This window comes from Fimbriimonadaceae bacterium, from assembly GCA_019638775.1.
GTDB lineage: Bacteria > Armatimonadota > Fimbriimonadia > Fimbriimonadales > Fimbriimonadaceae > JAHBTD01.
The window spans coordinates 379,151-393,753 of record JAHBTD010000001.1 but is presented as its reverse complement, the minus strand read 5'-3'; the positions used below and the strand labels follow the sequence as shown (position 1 = coordinate 393,753).

General features: G+C 55.4%; 16 protein-coding genes. 7 read left to right on the top strand and 9 right to left on the bottom strand.

The window, feature by feature from the left end:
• Positions 1–87: 87 nt before the first annotated feature.
• Positions 88–375 carry a type II toxin-antitoxin system Phd/YefM family antitoxin gene (locus KF784_01890; protein MBX3117787.1) on the top strand — a complete coding sequence of 96 codons (288 nt, stop codon included), beginning with the start codon at positions 88–90 and terminating at the stop codon, positions 373–375.
• Positions 376–575: 200 nt separating this feature from the next.
• Here KF784_01890 and KF784_01885 read toward each other — a convergent pair whose 3' ends face one another.
• Both KF784_01885 and KF784_01880 read right to left on the bottom strand, forming a co-directional pair.
• The gene (locus KF784_01885) at positions 576–1,529 is read right to left on the bottom strand and encodes an NAD(P)-dependent alcohol dehydrogenase (GenBank protein MBX3117786.1); all 954 of its coding nucleotides are present in this window, start codon (positions 1,527–1,529) and stop codon (positions 576–578) included.
• A 147-nt stretch (positions 1,530–1,676) separates the two neighbouring features.
• Positions 1,677–2,171: a DinB family protein gene (locus tag KF784_01880; protein ID MBX3117785.1), complete on the bottom strand. Its 495-nt coding sequence runs from the start codon at positions 2,169–2,171 to the stop codon at positions 1,677–1,679.
• A gap of 160 nt (positions 2,172–2,331) precedes the next feature.
• Here KF784_01880 and KF784_01875 point away from each other — a divergent pair, with 160 nt between their 5' ends.
• From KF784_01875 to KF784_01865, 3 genes are all read left to right on the top strand, one after another.
• Positions 2,332–3,465 carry a hypothetical protein gene (locus KF784_01875; protein MBX3117784.1) on the top strand — a complete coding sequence of 378 codons (1,134 nt, stop codon included), beginning with the start codon at positions 2,332–2,334 and terminating at the stop codon, positions 3,463–3,465.
• Between the two features lie 42 nt (positions 3,466–3,507).
• A complete protein-coding gene (locus KF784_01870; protein MBX3117783.1) occupies positions 3,508–4,500 on the top strand; it encodes a carbohydrate-binding family 9-like protein in 993 nt (330 codons plus the stop codon).
• Between the two features lie 349 nt (positions 4,501–4,849).
• Positions 4,850–5,593, top strand: coding sequence for a rhodanese-related sulfurtransferase (locus tag KF784_01865; protein MBX3117782.1), 744 nt, complete (start codon positions 4,850–4,852; stop codon positions 5,591–5,593).
• 5 nt (positions 5,594–5,598) lie between these two features.
• On the opposite strand, the gene KF784_01860 is transcribed toward KF784_01865, so the two are convergent.
• Positions 5,599–5,742, bottom strand: coding sequence for a hypothetical protein (locus tag KF784_01860; protein MBX3117781.1), 144 nt, complete (start codon positions 5,740–5,742; stop codon positions 5,599–5,601).
• An 80-nt stretch (positions 5,743–5,822) separates the two neighbouring features.
• Entirely contained in the window at positions 5,823–6,182 is a 360-nt protein-coding gene (locus KF784_01855; GenBank protein MBX3117780.1) for a hypothetical protein, read from the bottom strand.
• Positions 6,183–6,274: 92 nt separating this feature from the next.
• Here KF784_01855 and KF784_01850 point away from each other — a divergent pair, with 92 nt between their 5' ends.
• Entirely contained in the window at positions 6,275–8,518 is a 2,244-nt protein-coding gene (locus tag KF784_01850; GenBank protein MBX3117779.1) for an ATP-grasp domain-containing protein, read from the top strand.
• Between the two features lie 52 nt (positions 8,519–8,570).
• A complete protein-coding gene (locus KF784_01845) occupies positions 8,571–9,491 on the top strand; it encodes a TIGR01777 family oxidoreductase (GenBank protein ID MBX3117778.1) in 921 nt (306 codons plus the stop codon).
• A gap of 122 nt (positions 9,492–9,613) precedes the next feature.
• On the opposite strand, the gene KF784_01840 is transcribed toward KF784_01845, so the two are convergent.
• The 3 genes from KF784_01840 to KF784_01830 all read right to left on the bottom strand — a co-directional run bounded on the left by KF784_01840 (position 9,614) and on the right by KF784_01830 (position 12,543).
• Positions 9,614–10,225, bottom strand: coding sequence for a UbiX family flavin prenyltransferase (locus KF784_01840; protein MBX3117777.1), 612 nt, complete (start codon positions 10,223–10,225; stop codon positions 9,614–9,616).
• A gap of 42 nt (positions 10,226–10,267) precedes the next feature.
• A complete protein-coding gene (locus tag KF784_01835) occupies positions 10,268–11,506 on the bottom strand; it encodes an MFS transporter (GenBank protein ID MBX3117776.1) in 1,239 nt (412 codons plus the stop codon).
• Positions 11,507–11,595: 89 nt separating this feature from the next.
• Positions 11,596–12,543: a site-specific DNA-methyltransferase gene (locus KF784_01830; protein MBX3117775.1), complete on the bottom strand. Its 948-nt coding sequence runs from the start codon at positions 12,541–12,543 to the stop codon at positions 11,596–11,598.
• Between the two features lie 317 nt (positions 12,544–12,860).
• Between KF784_01830 and KF784_01825 the strand changes: the two genes are divergently transcribed.
• Positions 12,861–13,370, top strand: coding sequence for an RNHCP domain-containing protein (locus tag KF784_01825; GenBank protein ID MBX3117774.1), 510 nt, complete (start codon positions 12,861–12,863; stop codon positions 13,368–13,370).
• A gap of 50 nt (positions 13,371–13,420) precedes the next feature.
• Here KF784_01825 and rplL read toward each other — a convergent pair whose 3' ends face one another.
• Both rplL and rplJ read right to left on the bottom strand, forming a co-directional pair.
• Positions 13,421–13,807: a 50S ribosomal protein L7/L12 gene (gene rplL, locus KF784_01820; protein ID MBX3117773.1), complete on the bottom strand. Its 387-nt coding sequence runs from the start codon at positions 13,805–13,807 to the stop codon at positions 13,421–13,423.
• A gap of 15 nt (positions 13,808–13,822) precedes the next feature.
• A complete protein-coding gene (gene rplJ, locus KF784_01815; protein ID MBX3117772.1) occupies positions 13,823–14,575 on the bottom strand; it encodes a 50S ribosomal protein L10 in 753 nt (250 codons plus the stop codon).
• Positions 14,576–14,603: the final 28 nt, after the last annotated feature.

The window sequence follows — 14,603 nt, the reverse complement described above, 5'->3', positions numbered from 1 at the left end:
AGAGGAGCTATTTCGATTCAGGCCAATGACCCATTTTGGAGGTGCATTAGATGATCCGTTGCGTCAATATTCGGTATTATACCACATATGAAGCAGCAAATTTACAGTGATTCATATGCTCCTAATGTCAGTCGTATTATTCCGTTGACGGACTTCAACCGACATTCGAAGACATATTTGCAAAAGCTTGAGGGAACTCGAGTGCCGCTCGTATTGACGGTAAACGGCGTTGCTGAAGTGGTCGTTCAGGATGCTGATACTTACCAAGAGATGTTGGATGCACTCCGCGCCGCTGAAAGATTCGTGCGTGATCTCAAGAAGTGTAAGAACATGTCAAAAGATGTGAAAACGCTGCTCGAATCTTATCAAGAGTGAAGTAGTTCTTGTCATGCGATTGAAAGCGATGCCTTTCAAACGATTGCCAGCCCTGATTAGCTACATTTATAGAATTTGCCCTGCAAAGTTTGCAGAGTTCTATGACGAGAGTGCGCTGAATATGATCTTCTCGATCAATGCCCGGACATCAGTGAGAGAAAGGGCCGCCTGAATGTGTGCTCCGTTGTATGAAGAACGGATTACATTTTCACCAGGACGTTTCCAACTTTGTGGCCGGTCGAGACATGTGCGTGCGCTTTCTGAATCTGGTCGAAGGGATACACCTCGGCAATCACCGGCGTGAGATCGCCCTGCTCCACGAGTTTAAGGAGGAATTCTAGATTCTCTGCACGGTCGGTAGCGACACCTGACAAAACGTACGATTTGGGAAGTACCAGTTCTGCTAACGTCGCGACCATCAGCGCAAGTTTGCCATTTGGGGTGAGAAGTCGCTTGCCATTGGATGGATTCAAGTTTCCGACGGTATCGAGAACCAGGTCGTAGGTATCCGTGTGCTTCTCAAGGGGATTTTTGTCATATGCTACAACCTCATCTGCCCCCAATGATCTCACGAGCGCCTCATTGGCCTGGCTGCATACTCCGGTAACGGTTGCGCCTAGGTGCTTCGCAATCTGAACCGCGTTCGTCCCGACGGCCCCCGAAGCGCCGTTCACGAGCACGCGCTGTCCAGAGGAAATCTTGGCCCGATCTCGCAAGAAGTACAGCGCGGCAGTGCCGCCAAAGACCATAGCGGCAGCATCGGCAAGGCTCACTGTTGCGGGCTTAGCCGCCAGCGCACCGGCTTGGGGAATCACAAGAAACTCGGCGTGGGCGCCCATCTTCATGCCGGTCATTCCGCACACTTCGTCGCCAACCTTGAACTTGGTTACTTCGCTGCCGACCGCAGACACCGTTCCAGAAAAGCAGATGCCGAGTACCTTTCGGCGAGGGCCGAAGACGCCGAAAACGGCGGGTCGTGCAATCAGTGCAAATCCCTTCGGGAATTGAGCCGCGCGGATGCGGGCATCTCCTGACGTGACGGCGGCATATGCAACGCGTACTTGTACTTCGCCAGCGCGCGGACTCGGAGTAGGGATATCGGTGACAGAAACGACCTCAGGCGGTCCAAAGCGTTGGTAGACGGCAGCACGCATAGATCAGGATAGACGGAGGGGGCCGTCCCTCGTTTCAGAAGGACCCAGAACGCGGCTCTTTGGGTAAGTCGAAGGGAGTTTCGACTTAGGTCACTTAAGGCACACTCGGTCCATTTTCGCAAGAAGCTCAGCACCCAATCGCGGAAATCACGGAAATCCCGGCATCATCCGAATGAACCAGATTTGCCCGGTGTGATAGCCAGCATGTTGTGATAGGCGAGTGAGCCCCCCATATCCTGAAAGCGTGTCGCCTACAGGGCTTGTCATCGTGATCGCCAGTTGAGAGTCAGTGGCATGCCGAAAGAGCTCATCAATACGCCCATACATCGACCGCAATGTAGAAAGGACAAAATCGGGCGTTAACTCCTCTGGCCGATAGGGGAAATCGGTCGGCTGTAAATAGCCATCAATCACGGCTCGATCCAGGCGCTCGTCATACTCTCCCGAACTCGGTCTTAAGTTGATGATGCGGGACCACCAGTAGAACTCAGCTCCGGCAATGTGCATCACGAGTTCGGCGATGCTGTGGGACTGAGGATGCGCCCGCCAAGCCCATTGCTCTTCGGTCAAGTCCTCGATAGCCTTGTCCAGCCGAACGCGTGTGAACTGCCATACGTTTGCAATGCCTTGGATTTCGCTCATGTGATGGGTATACCTTTCTTGTTGTGTATCGTGGGATCAAACAGTCAGCACGTGCGTAATGTTCATACGTCCGCTTATTGATGCGGCGGATTGAGAGGGAACTGTGATCTGTGCGGTGATTGCATTGACTGCGATAAATTTCAGGCAAGAAGCGCCGGTAATGCCACAGAAGCTTTTTGAGCAGATGGTGCGGTGGGACGCCCTTGCCCGAAAGGGAGTGCGTGAAGTCGCTCCTTCCATGGCATACACCCCTAAACTCCGCTTCAGAGAGTTCAACGATACTGACCGTCGAATCGCGCGATATGAATACGGCACGCAGGGTTTCGCGGTCGACATGCGCACCCATCTGATTCGTGGATATTCTAACGGCGCTCAGGAAGCCGTAGATCCCACGCTCCCCGACCTTTCAGAGGAGACTCTGCTGAGTATGCTGGAGCCGTTCGCCGAGATGTCCGGCTATGAATGGCCCTTCGATCTCTACCTTGCAGAGGACAGAGGGGATGCGGCTTTCTTCCATCTATTGCCTGCATACAGAGGAGTTTCCTTCACCTACGGGGCCGCAGTTACAGCAGAGATCGAGAGGAAGCACGGCATTCTGAAGAGCTATACCGGCAGCTTTCCGCCAACGCCGCCTGCCGATCTATCTCCAGCGATAACCGTTGAGCAAGCTCGCGCTAAGCTGACAGCATCGATCCTGTCTAACTACGTGAGAGTGGACACCCTCTTTGAAAGGCACCGCGTTCGCCTTGCCATCTGGGATCCATTTGAGCGAGGGCAAGACCGGTCACGAGGCAAACTTGGTTGGCAGCACGATTACCTCCTTCCCGAGCACATTCAAGCCGGACAGAGGAAGCAGGGAATTCTGGTTTACTGGGCTTACTATCACGATACCGTCTATTCACATGGCGAGCCTCGAATGGCGTTCGATGTCAAGCTTGACGCCAAGACAGGTCGCATTCTCAGCATAGACGCCGCAGGTGCCGAAGGGATGGGCGGAGGAGGCAGCATAGGCGTATCTGCCCCGTTTTCCTGGGATCTCGGCCTCGGAACAATTGGGATCGCTTACAACGGCAGAACGCAGACGGTTATAGATGCAGACGCGATCGCGACCGCCAAGGTCAGTAAGCCTCCGACCGAAGGGAAGGAGGTCACTCTTCAGCGCGGACGCCTCATTATCCGAGCCAAATTTGATCCGAAGTCAGGCCTGCTTTGGAGTGGCAGGGGGAAAAGCTTACGCTATGCCATTCCCAACGCTCGCCTCCTTGAAGGGCTGAAAGCTGTCATCAAAGAGTAGCGACAAGCCGACAGCAGTCTCAAGGGATGTACACTTCGGACTGTGCATCCCCCAAAAACGTATCTCTGCCGAAAGATTGACCGCCCGCTCAATCTCACCGGACGGCTTGACGATCCCCAATGGGAGAGAGCATCCTGGACCGACGACTTCCTCGACATCCAAGGAGAATCCCTGCCCAAGCCCCGCTTCATGACCCGAGCCAAGATGCTCTGGGACGACGAGTTCTTCTATATAGGGGCTGAGCTTGAGGAGCCGCATGTGTGGGGAACCCTCACCGAGCACGATTCCGTGATCTTCCACGACAACGACTTCGAGGTCTTCATCGACCCGAACGGCGACAATCATGAGTACTACGAGTTCGAGATCAACGCGCTGGGCACCTACTGGGATCTGCTCCTCACCAAGCCCTACCGCGATCAGGGAAGCCCCGTGAACGGATGGGAGATTCCCGGGCTCAAGACCGCCGTCTTCGTCCATGGGACCCTCAACGACCCCACCAACGTGGACAACGGCTGGACCGTCGAGATCGCCTTCCCCTGGAAGGCCCTCGGCGAATGCGCCCACAAGCCCGTCCCGCCCAAGCTCGGCGACTGCTGGCGCGTGAACTTCTCAAGGGTGCAGTGGGAGCATCAGATCATCGAAGGAAAGTACAAGAAAACCCCGAAGAAGCCGGAGGACAACTGGGTGTGGTCACCCCAGTTCGCCATCGACATGCACAGGCCGGAACATTGGGGAATTGTTCAATTTTGCTCTGACAAACCTATCCATAATTTTGAAGAAGAATTGGCAAGGTGGCAAGCCAGCCGAAAGCTGATGAAGGTGTACTGGGCTCAGCAGGCTCACCGCAAAGACAAGGGCCGCTATGCCGATAGCCTGGACGATCTCAAGCCTTACTGCGTGGAAGATCCCTTAGCCGAAGATGTCGTGATGAAACAAACGATCTCGTCGTTCGAATGTTCGACGACCGTGATGCAACCGTCGGGTGATCGCAAGACCTTCGTTTTGAACGGTGATTCCAGATTCTTCGAGCTATAGCCCAACAAGGCCGATTTCAGAGCCGAACTTGCGATAGAATTGGAAACGTTTGGCATGGGACTCTCCCTCAATGCCAGACGAAGGTTCCGATCCTCAAAGATTTGGCGCATGTCCGTAACGGTTCTGATGCTGGGAAGGGTCGGCCGTACCGGAGCGGCTGCCATGGCCTGACGTGCGACCGGCGTATCCTGTTTTGCAACAGGCGCAGTCTGCTTCGTCGAGGTTTGCCCAACCCCGATAAGGGCCAGTGCACCGACAAATAGATTTCGAAGAAGCGAGAGCACGTTCATGGTTGTTCGGTACGCTGACGTTCTTAGCCGCAGTTCCGTTACGCCCGTTTCATAGGTCTATGGTTGTTATCAGTTTTTACAAGTTCGTTTCGCTGGATGACTGCCCGATTCTCAAAAATCGGTTGCAACAACTCTGCATAGAACGAAACCTGCGAGGGACAATCCTTCTCGCTCATGAAGGGATTAACGCGATGCTTGCCGGAGATCGGGAGTCGGTAGACGGCTTTTTGGCGGACCTGCAGGCGGATGCACGCTTTGAGGGATTGGATGTCAAAGAGTCGATGCACGATGAGATTCCGTTTAAGCGAATCAAAGTGAAGATCAAACCGGAAATCATCACTTTTGGGGAGCCCGATGCCGACCCAAGCATCCAGGTTGGAACCTATGTTGAGCCTGAGGATTGGAACAGGCTTATCGAATCCAGCGACGTCAAGCTGGTTGACACACGAAACCGCTACGAGGTTCACATGGGCACGTTCAAAGGAGCGCTTGACCCACAGACCCGCACCTTCACGCAGTTCAAAAAGTACGTCGAAGAAAGCCTGGATCCGACAAAAGATCGCAAGGTGGCGATGTTCTGTACGGGCGGCATTCGGTGCGAAAAGGCGTCGGCGTATCTGCTCAGCAGAGGGTTCGAGGAGGTCTATCACCTCCGAGGTGGAATCCTTCGTTACCTGGAGGTTGTACCGACAGAGGAGAGCCTCTTTGAAGGCGCTTGCTTCGTTTTCGACGAGCGTCGCGGTGTCGACCACGGGCTTGAAGCCGCTACCGATGCTGAAGACATCTCTGCGGATATGAGCTGAGCCGCTTAGCCAAGAGCGCTGAAGAATGGCTTGACCCAGATCATCAGAAACAGGAAGAGGACTGACAAACAGAAATAGAACAGCAACAGCCGATGTCGCCGGATCTCATCCTCTTGGTCACGGTAGGTTCGCCATTGTGAAAGCGTCATGAACAAGCAGATAATAGACAGTACAAAGAATATCAGCTGCGCCAGATTGATACGATCACTGTCGCTCATCGAACCACTTCTCACGCTCCAGTAAAGGGCTGTGCTGGCAGATCAGCGCCGCACCAGGCACACCGGTTGCGCGCCCGAGTAAGCAGTTGTCTGCCGCAGTGAGGGCAGTTCGCGAGCCTCTTCGTGATCTTTCCATCCCGAACGCCATCCATTTCGTCGACGGCCTGCACGGCAAGGACAAGCTGCTCGTCGGTGTAGCCGTGATGATGCTTAAGAAGGTGCCATAGCCCTGCACAAGCGAGTTCCAGGTTTTCAATCCTGCGCTCCATCTCAATCGCATTGCTGTCGGGAAAAATATTCTTGCCAGGCGTAGGATTTGCGGTAGGTTCGTAGCGGGGAATGGAGCCAAAACCAAAGAGATATCCAAGCATGAAATGATAATACGCGGAATTTGAGCGAGTGCGATGCGTATGTTTCTTGGTAGCCTTAGGAACATGGCTCCGACGAGTACAACCCATCAAACATGAAAGCCCTCGTTTACTGCATGGAAGGTTGGCTGGGCATCGCGCACATGCCGAGATTGCTCAAGAACTTGGGCTGGGAGGTTCACGTATCCAGCCCGATTGGTACGCATATCTCCCGCACCCGCTACAAGGATCGTTTTCTGCCGCAAGGAATCAGAAAGCCTGACCCGGGTCCCATCGCTCAGTTTGGCCTCGTGCTTGCCGATTCCCGACCCGACTTCATCATCCCCGGCGACGATTCTTCGACTTCGCTGCTTCACGTCTACTACGAGCTTGGAGTTCAGAACAAAGCTCCCCAGTGGGAGCTCGACGTGATCCGTCGGTCCTGCGGAAACCCTGAATTCTACGCCAAGCTTGAGCTCAAGAGAGCCCAAATGGAGATTGCCGACAGGGTCGGCATTCCTGCACCGGCGTGGCGGCCCGCAAACCTTGCCCTCGATGCCCTCCAATTTGCCGAAGAACACGGATACCCCGTGGTGCTCAAAACTGACATCGGAACAGGCGGCAGAGGCGTCAAGTTCTGTTACAGCGAAGACGACATCATCCGAGAAGTGAAGACCCTCAATGGGACTTGGAACGTTTGCGAATTCGCTAAAGGCAAGTCCATCTCCTCCGCCTTCATCGCTTATGAAGGGGAGTTGCTTGAGGCCTTCATCTTCGACCGTGTCCGTGACAATCGCGGCAAGACCACGGTCGCGGAGATCATCCACCAGCCCCGATTGGTCGAGCATATCGAACGATTTGTGAATGAGGTTGGCTATACGGGATTTGGCTCGATGGGCTTCATCCTGGACGAGAAAGGGGTCGGACGCTTCATGGAGGTCAACAGCCGGGCGACTCCCGTCGGCATGGCGGCGAGTCTCCTCGGAATAGACCTGCCAGGTGCGCTGACGAAAGCGCTTCGGGGTGAGCGCGTCGCCCCGAACAGTGGAATCACCGGCAAGGTCGTGCTCTTTCCCCAAGAGCGCGAGCGAGACCCCAAGCTTGAAGGACTTGAGGGTGTTCCCGAGTTTATGCCAACGAACGATCCCGAATTGCTCCGCTCGTTTTGGCAGGCCATCGACACGCCCATGCCGCCGGAGCTTGCCGGTGTCAATCTATGGGAGAAGCCGATCCCCAATCCCCCCACATTCGACAAGGCGAACCCGAAGAGGCTTCTGCTCTTCTGCGTCGATGAATATTGGTATGGGGCCGCGCGTCTGCCTGCGATGTTTGAAAAATCCGGGTGGGAGGTTGATGTCTGCGCTCCGCCCACGTCGCTGGTGGCAAAGAGCCGCTTCCGGAATAGCTTTATCCCCAGGCCATCGCCCAGACAGACTAACGCCTTCTTTGAGCTGAGCGAAGCAATCCGCGAGTCTTTGCCGGATGTGGTGGTCCCCGGTGATGACCGCACCGTCCGGCTGCTTCGCGAGTATGCTGTGCGCGCTGAGAGAGAAGGGGCATCGCGCTGGGAGATCGAGCTGCTCCGCCGATCAATCGGCGCTCCCAGCACCTTCGCGGGCCTCGAAGGGAAGATTCGCCAGATGTCTATTGCCGCCAGGGCGGGCGTGCAGCTCCCGGCTTGGACAAGCTGCACCAGCGTGAAAGATGCGTTGGCCTTCACGGTTGAGCACGGCTACCCGGTAGTGGTCAAGCCAGACTTCGGCAGTGGCGGCGTAGGCGTTGCCATCTGCCATTCCGAAGAAGAGATCAGGCGGGCTGTTGCCAACATCTCCGGTGCATGGTGCGTGTCCAAATACATCGCCGGGCCGGAGCAGGTCTTCACGCTCTACGCCTACGAAGGCCGGGTCATCGAAGGTTTCACCTTCCTCAAGGAGCGTCGCAACCCCGAGCTTGGGCCCTCTACCGTTGGCTTAATTGTCGACAATCCAACGCTACGACGGATGGCGGAGCGGTATTGCATCGAGGTCCGCTACTCCGGCTTTGCGGGATTCAGCGCGATCGTGCGGGAAGATGGCGAAGCGTTCTTCGTGGAGTTTAACTGCCGTCCCGTGCCTATGCACGCCGCCATCAGCCAGCTTGGGCTGAATTTTGGCGAGGTTCTCATGGCGGGGCTGAAAGGTCAGCCCTTCCGTCAGGAGGTCCCGGCCGGCGAGAGAATCGCCCTTTTCCCCCAAGAGCGGCTGCGCGATCCCAGCCTGCAAGGGCTGGAGGGCGTCCTCGAAGACATCCCCGAAGACGATCCCGAACTGATGGAAGCCCTCTGGTCACGGCTGAAGCCCAAGCTGACGGTTCACTCGTAGATGCTTTCCACAGGCTGTGTCGCCTTCCATTCATGCAAGAATAAGGTTGCTTATGTCCGAAGAGGTTTCCAAAGGCAAAATCGTGATCGCCGGTGCAACCGGTTTTCTGGGTCGTGCTATTGCGAAACACCTACACGCATCTGGCTACGAAGTTGTCGCGCTAAGCCGTAAATATAAGCCCGTTGCGGGAGCGCGTGAGGTCCGCTGGGATGGCAAGACCGTCGGCGAATGGGCGAGCGAACTTGAAGGAGCCGCCGCCGTCATCAATCTCTCCGGCGCGCCCGTCGCCAAGCGCTGGACTCTCGCTTATCGAGAATTGATCGTCAGTTCGCGCGTAGACCCAACCCGCGCGATCGGCGAAGCCATTCTGGCCTGTAAGACCTCGCCGCCTGTGTGGATCAACGCCAGTGCTGTCGGCATCTACGGAGACGCAGGAGACCAGCTTCAGAACGAAGACTCAAGGCTCGGCGACGACTTTCTGGCGATGACCACCATCGCCTGGGAAAAGGCCGCCACCGATTTCTCGCTCCCTGCGACGCGGCTCGTCCAGCCCCGCATTGGCGTGGTCCTCGGCGAAGGTGGAGGCGCTTTCGACCTCCTCCTCAAGCTGACCCGATGGTTCCTCGGCGGACACCTCGGCGACGGCAAGCAGTGGCTCAGCTGGATTCACATCGACGACCTGACCGGCATCGTCCTTTGGTCGTTGGAGAATCCTGAGATTCATGGCCCGATCAACACTGTCGCCCCCGCCCCGGAACGCAACCGCGACTTCATGTTTGAGCTTCGGCGCGCCGCCAGAAGGCCGTGGTCTCCTCCGGTGCCTTGGTTTGCCGTTCGGCTTTTGGAAAAGCTGGGCGGACCGACTACAGAGCCAGCGGTTGCCAGCACTCGCGCCAGCGCAGAAAAGGCCCTCCAAGCAGGCTACAGGTTCCAGTTCCCAACGCTTAGGCAGGCGTTGGAGCAACTCATTTAGATTGCAGATTGCAGATTGCAGATTGCAGATTGCAGATTGCAGATTGCAGATTGCAGATTGCAGATTGCAGATTGCAGAGGGAACACTTCTCACTAGAATCATCAATCATCAATCATCAATCATCAATCATCAATCCCTACTTCCCCCATCCACTCCTTCATCAAATCCTGCCTCAATCCCAAGGATTGAAGAATCCGCGCGACCACCGTATCGGCCAACTCCTCCAGCGACCCCGGATTCGTGTACCAAGCCGGACAAGCCGGCAGCACCGTTCCGCCCGCCTCGGCAAGCTGGGTGAGGTTGCGCAGCATAATCAGGTTCCAGGGCATCTCCCTCGGCACCACAATCAGCTTCCTGCCCTCCTTCAGGCAAACATCTGCCGACCGACTGATCAGGTTGTCGCTGATCCCGTTCGCAATCCGCCCGATCGTTCCCATCGAACAAGGCACAATCACCATGCCGTCATGCTGGAACGAGCCACTTGCCGGGGGTGTGAAATAGTCTTTGTCATCGCAGAGCGTGATATTTGGAAACTCTTTACCCAACCATGATTCGGTGCTGAAATTTGCCTTATCAATGCTGATACGAAGCTCGGTCTGAGCAACCTGTACAGCCTGAGCGCTCAACATCAGAAAGATATGCTCATAGCACTCCGCAACCTGTTGCAAGAACCGTTGGGCATAAATCGCCCCACTCCCGCCCGTAACTGCAACCACCAATCGACCTGTGCTCATACAGCATAAGTGTACGTCCTGCGACGCACGGCAGGTTTAGAATTAGGCGGGATCGGGACTTGGGTTGGCCCTCGCCTTAACGGGGTCAGGCAGAATGATCAGCGCCAACACACACACCAAACCCGCGAGCAGGTAGGGCGATTCGTGGACGATGTCAAAGAGAATCCCTCCCAAGATCGGCCCAAGAAGGAATCCAATCGAGCGTGTCGCCTGCATCAGCCCAAAAAGCTCTCCTTGCCTGTTGTCGGGGGTGAGATGACTGCATATCGAATTGATCATCGGCCCTGTAATGGCGATGCCAAGACCGTAGACCGTGCTCGTCAGGAGCAAATACATAAAGGGGCCAGGGATAGGCAAACTGCTCCAGTCACCCGCGATCTCTTTAGCAAAGGGCATCAACCCAAGCCCCAACCCTTGCACAAGAAACCCCCACCTTAGCAGCCCACGCTCGTTCGGGAAACGTCTGGTAATCCAGCCAAGCAGCAGTCCACTTACAACAACGCCGAGCAGTGCCTCATAACTAAAAATGATGCCGAACTCTTGCTGACCATAACCGAGCTTACTTTTGATCAAGCGCCCAAATGTCCCTTCCAAGCACGCAAGTGCAAACCAGCTCACGGCAATGACACCGATGAAGCCCTTGAGAGAGGGGAATTCTTTTAGAAGCCGAAGGTCAATGACCGGGTTCTTGCCTGGTCTTCGCTCTTCTGTCGGCTTGTGCCCGGGGACGCCTAGCCAGATCCATAGGAGACTCAGCGTCGATGCACTCGCGGCAACTAACCCCATTAGATAGTTGCCGCCAAGATGAGCGAGAAAACCACCAACCGCCGGTCCAACAATCAGTCCAGCCGAAATTGCAGCCCCCACACGCCCCATAGCAGCGGCGCGCCCCTTTTCCGGGGTGACGTCGGCGATGTAAGCCTGCCCTACCACAACGTTTGCCGCGGCAAGTCCGGCAAAAACTCGGCTGAGCAGAATGATCCAGATCGAGCCAGCAAAAGCATAGACAAGCATCGAGAGCGCAGAAAACGCCGTGCAGATGATAAGCACTGGCTTACGCCCTATCCGATCACTGAGGACGCCCCATCGTGGTGAGGCCAGTATCTGGGCACCAAAGTAACTCGCCAGAACTAAGCCAATCATCATTCCGAGGATCGGCTCACGAACTCCTTGCTCTTGTCCAAACTGCTCGGCGCGCAGTTGAATGTCTGGAAAGGCCATCCCAAACCCGACAAGGTCCAAGAAGATTGCGAATAGGAGAGGCCATTCTCGTCGAGACATCGGTCACCAGATTACGTCATTCATCGCGTTCGCGGTTAAACAGCTTTGCCTTAGTCACACCTTCACTATTGTCTCAAAGCTGCGTTAACCTATTTTCGAGTCTTGGAAGTGATGACAGAGCCGTAAGTGTTTTGACGAGGGTCGTTCGTTTTGTCTAAATTTTTCTGCCTTTTCTTAGATATTTTTATGCTTGCTTCATTCTCGGGGACAAGTCGATCAGGCTTTTCAATTAGGGGCTCTTGAATCCGGATTTCTATGCTCTGCATGTCGGCGAGGCGCTCCCGACATTGCTCCACAAACTCAGGATTCAACTCATACCCAACCGACCCGCGCTCCAGTTCAGCCGCCGCCACCGAAGTCGTGCCACTCCCCACGAACGGATCAAGCACCGTATCCCCAACGAAAGAAAACATCTTAATCAGTCGCCTCGGCAGCTCAACGGGGAAGGGTGCAATGTGCTTTGCATGACGCACTCCGGGGAAGTTCCAGTGGCCGTAAAAGTACTTGTTCCACTCTTCCGTGGTGAGTACGGAAGCTTCCTTTTGCGCCTTCGTCGGCCTTGGCGCTGTCCCGGGTTTCTTAAAAAGCAAGATGTACTCGTAGTCCATCTTCACGATTCCGTTTCGAGGATAGGGGAATGAACCCATCACGACCGCGCCACCGGTCGTGTTCACAGTAGTAACTTTTTGCCAGATGATTGTGCCCATATAGTCGAAGCCCAACATCTCGCAAAAATGGATGATCTCGCTCTGGATAGAGATAATTTTATACCGTCCATAATAGACAGATCGTGCAAATTGGTCGCCGATGTTTACGCACATCCGACACCCTTCATGTAGAACGCGAAAGCACTCCGACCAGACTTGATTCAAGTCGTCAATATAGCTGTGAAAATCGGAGTGGAATCCAATCTGATTGTCCGGGCCGTAGTCCTTCAGCTGCCAGTACGGCGGGGAAGTGACGATCAGATGCACCGATGCATCCGACAAGTCATGCATGGAACGAGAGTCGCCTTGAATCAAGAGATGGTCGGGCATCAATTCTTGTCTAAGGACGAACCGCATCCGCATTTAGATTGCGGCTTCGTTCATTCGGCCCCTTTGTCACGACCTGGGGCAAAACGGTGGCGCTAGTCAAAAAGATTTGGTATAGTAGCGTTACTTTACAGGAGAGGTTATGCCAACACAGAAATCAGTCGCCGAATTCGCAGCCACCTCGTCCATTCTTGCCGGCTAATAGCCATTGGCTCCAGCACCGGCATTTGAGTGGCCGGGCGTGGTACTTCCTAATTCTTCTTAAGAGCGCATGATTGCGCCTTGTCCGCCCCGCTTTTTGGGGCCAAAAGGAAGGTCACTTGAATTGGAGTCCCCAAGACGATTCTGAACGCCAAAAACAGAAAAAGATTCGTAAGAAAGCCGCAAAGCTGCGCACGCGTGAGCGTCGCGAAGGCGGACCGATAACACCCTCAAGAGTTTGGGAAAGGCGAGTAAATGAGGCAGGAGGCAAGGCCGATGCCTTGCTTGGCTTCTCTTGCCGTAAGTGTGGGATGTTAGTACCATGGGATGGCGGCGGTACCGAGCATCGCAACCATTGCCCAAGCTGCCTGCACTCGGTCCATCTCGACATTGAGCCGGGTGACCGCGCCGCTGATTGTGGAGCGGTCATGGAGCCGATTTCGGTATGGGTTCGGCGTAAGGGAGAGTGGGCGATCGTTCATCGCTGTCTCGACTGCGGCGCATTATCGTCAAATCGGATCGCTGCCGACGACAACGAAGTGCTGCTCGTCTCGCTCGCGATGCGCCCGATCGCTATGCCCCCGTTCCCATTGGACCGCCAAGGTCAGAGGTCTGATGAGGAGGCATAAGAAAAGGCGTCCCGATATTTCGGGACGCCTTTTCAATCTGAAAAGTGGAACTACTTGAGTTCGACCTTTCCACCGGCTTCTTCGATCTGAGCCTTGATCTTGTCGGCTTCGTCCTTGCCAACGCCTTGCTTGACGGGCTGGGGCGCGCCATCGACCAGGTCCTTGGCTTCTTTCAGTCCAAGTCCGGTGATCTCGCGGACGACCTTGATGACGTTCAGCTTGGCATCGCCAGCGGCTGTCAGCACGACATCAAATTCGGTCTTCTCTTCGGCTGCAGGAGCGGCATCGCCGCCTCCGCCCATCATCATCGGCATGCCCATCATCGGGGCAGCGGCGGTGACGCCAAACTTCTCTTCGAGAGCCTTCTTGAGCTCGCTGAGCTCGAGGGCTGTCATTCCACTAATCTGTTCAACGATGGTCTCAACGTTGCTGGCCATAATCGTTCTCCTAATTTAAGCTTCGGTTTCGCCTTCCGCTTCGGCGGTTTCGGCTGGGGCAGGGGCGGTTTCCGCCTCGGACGACGAATCGGAATCGGTTGTGCTTGCTTCTTCAGCAGCAGGCTCGGATGCAGCTTCGGCGGCTTCCTCAGTGGGAGCAGCCTCGGCTACTGGTTCGGGTGCGGGTTCTTCTGCAGCAGGGGCTTCCTCAACTGCGGGGGCCTCAACCTTTGCTTCAGGCACTGGCGAACCTTCGGCAACCTTGTCGGCGACTGCACCGATAACCCGAATGGGATCGGCATAGAGCGCTTCGACAACGCCAACGAGATTCGACAGCGGAGCGGCGATAACGCCGATCAACTGAGCAATGAGGACATCCCTCGGTGGGAGCTTGGAAAGACTCTCGACTTCCTGAGTCGTAAAGGCCTTGCCTGCAAAGTAACCGCCCTTAACCGCGAGCTTCTTGCTCGATGTGGCGTAGTCCACAAGAACCTTGGCGCATTCGGCTTCATTTTCATAAAGGAATGCTACTGCCGTTGGGCCGTTGTGCAGCTCAGCGGGCATGTTCTCGTAGTCTCCACCAGACGCGAGCCTGAAGAGGGTGTTCTTGATAACGTGGATCTCGCCGCCCTTTGCCTGCAGCTGACTTCGCAGCTGCTGCATCTCCTTAACCTTCAGGCCTCGGAAGTCGGTAAAGACCACGCCAACAGACTTTGAATACCACTCTTTCGCTGCCGCGACGGCTTGTTCTTTTTCTGCGGTGGGCATAAAATTCACCTACGATTGCGCTCCGTAG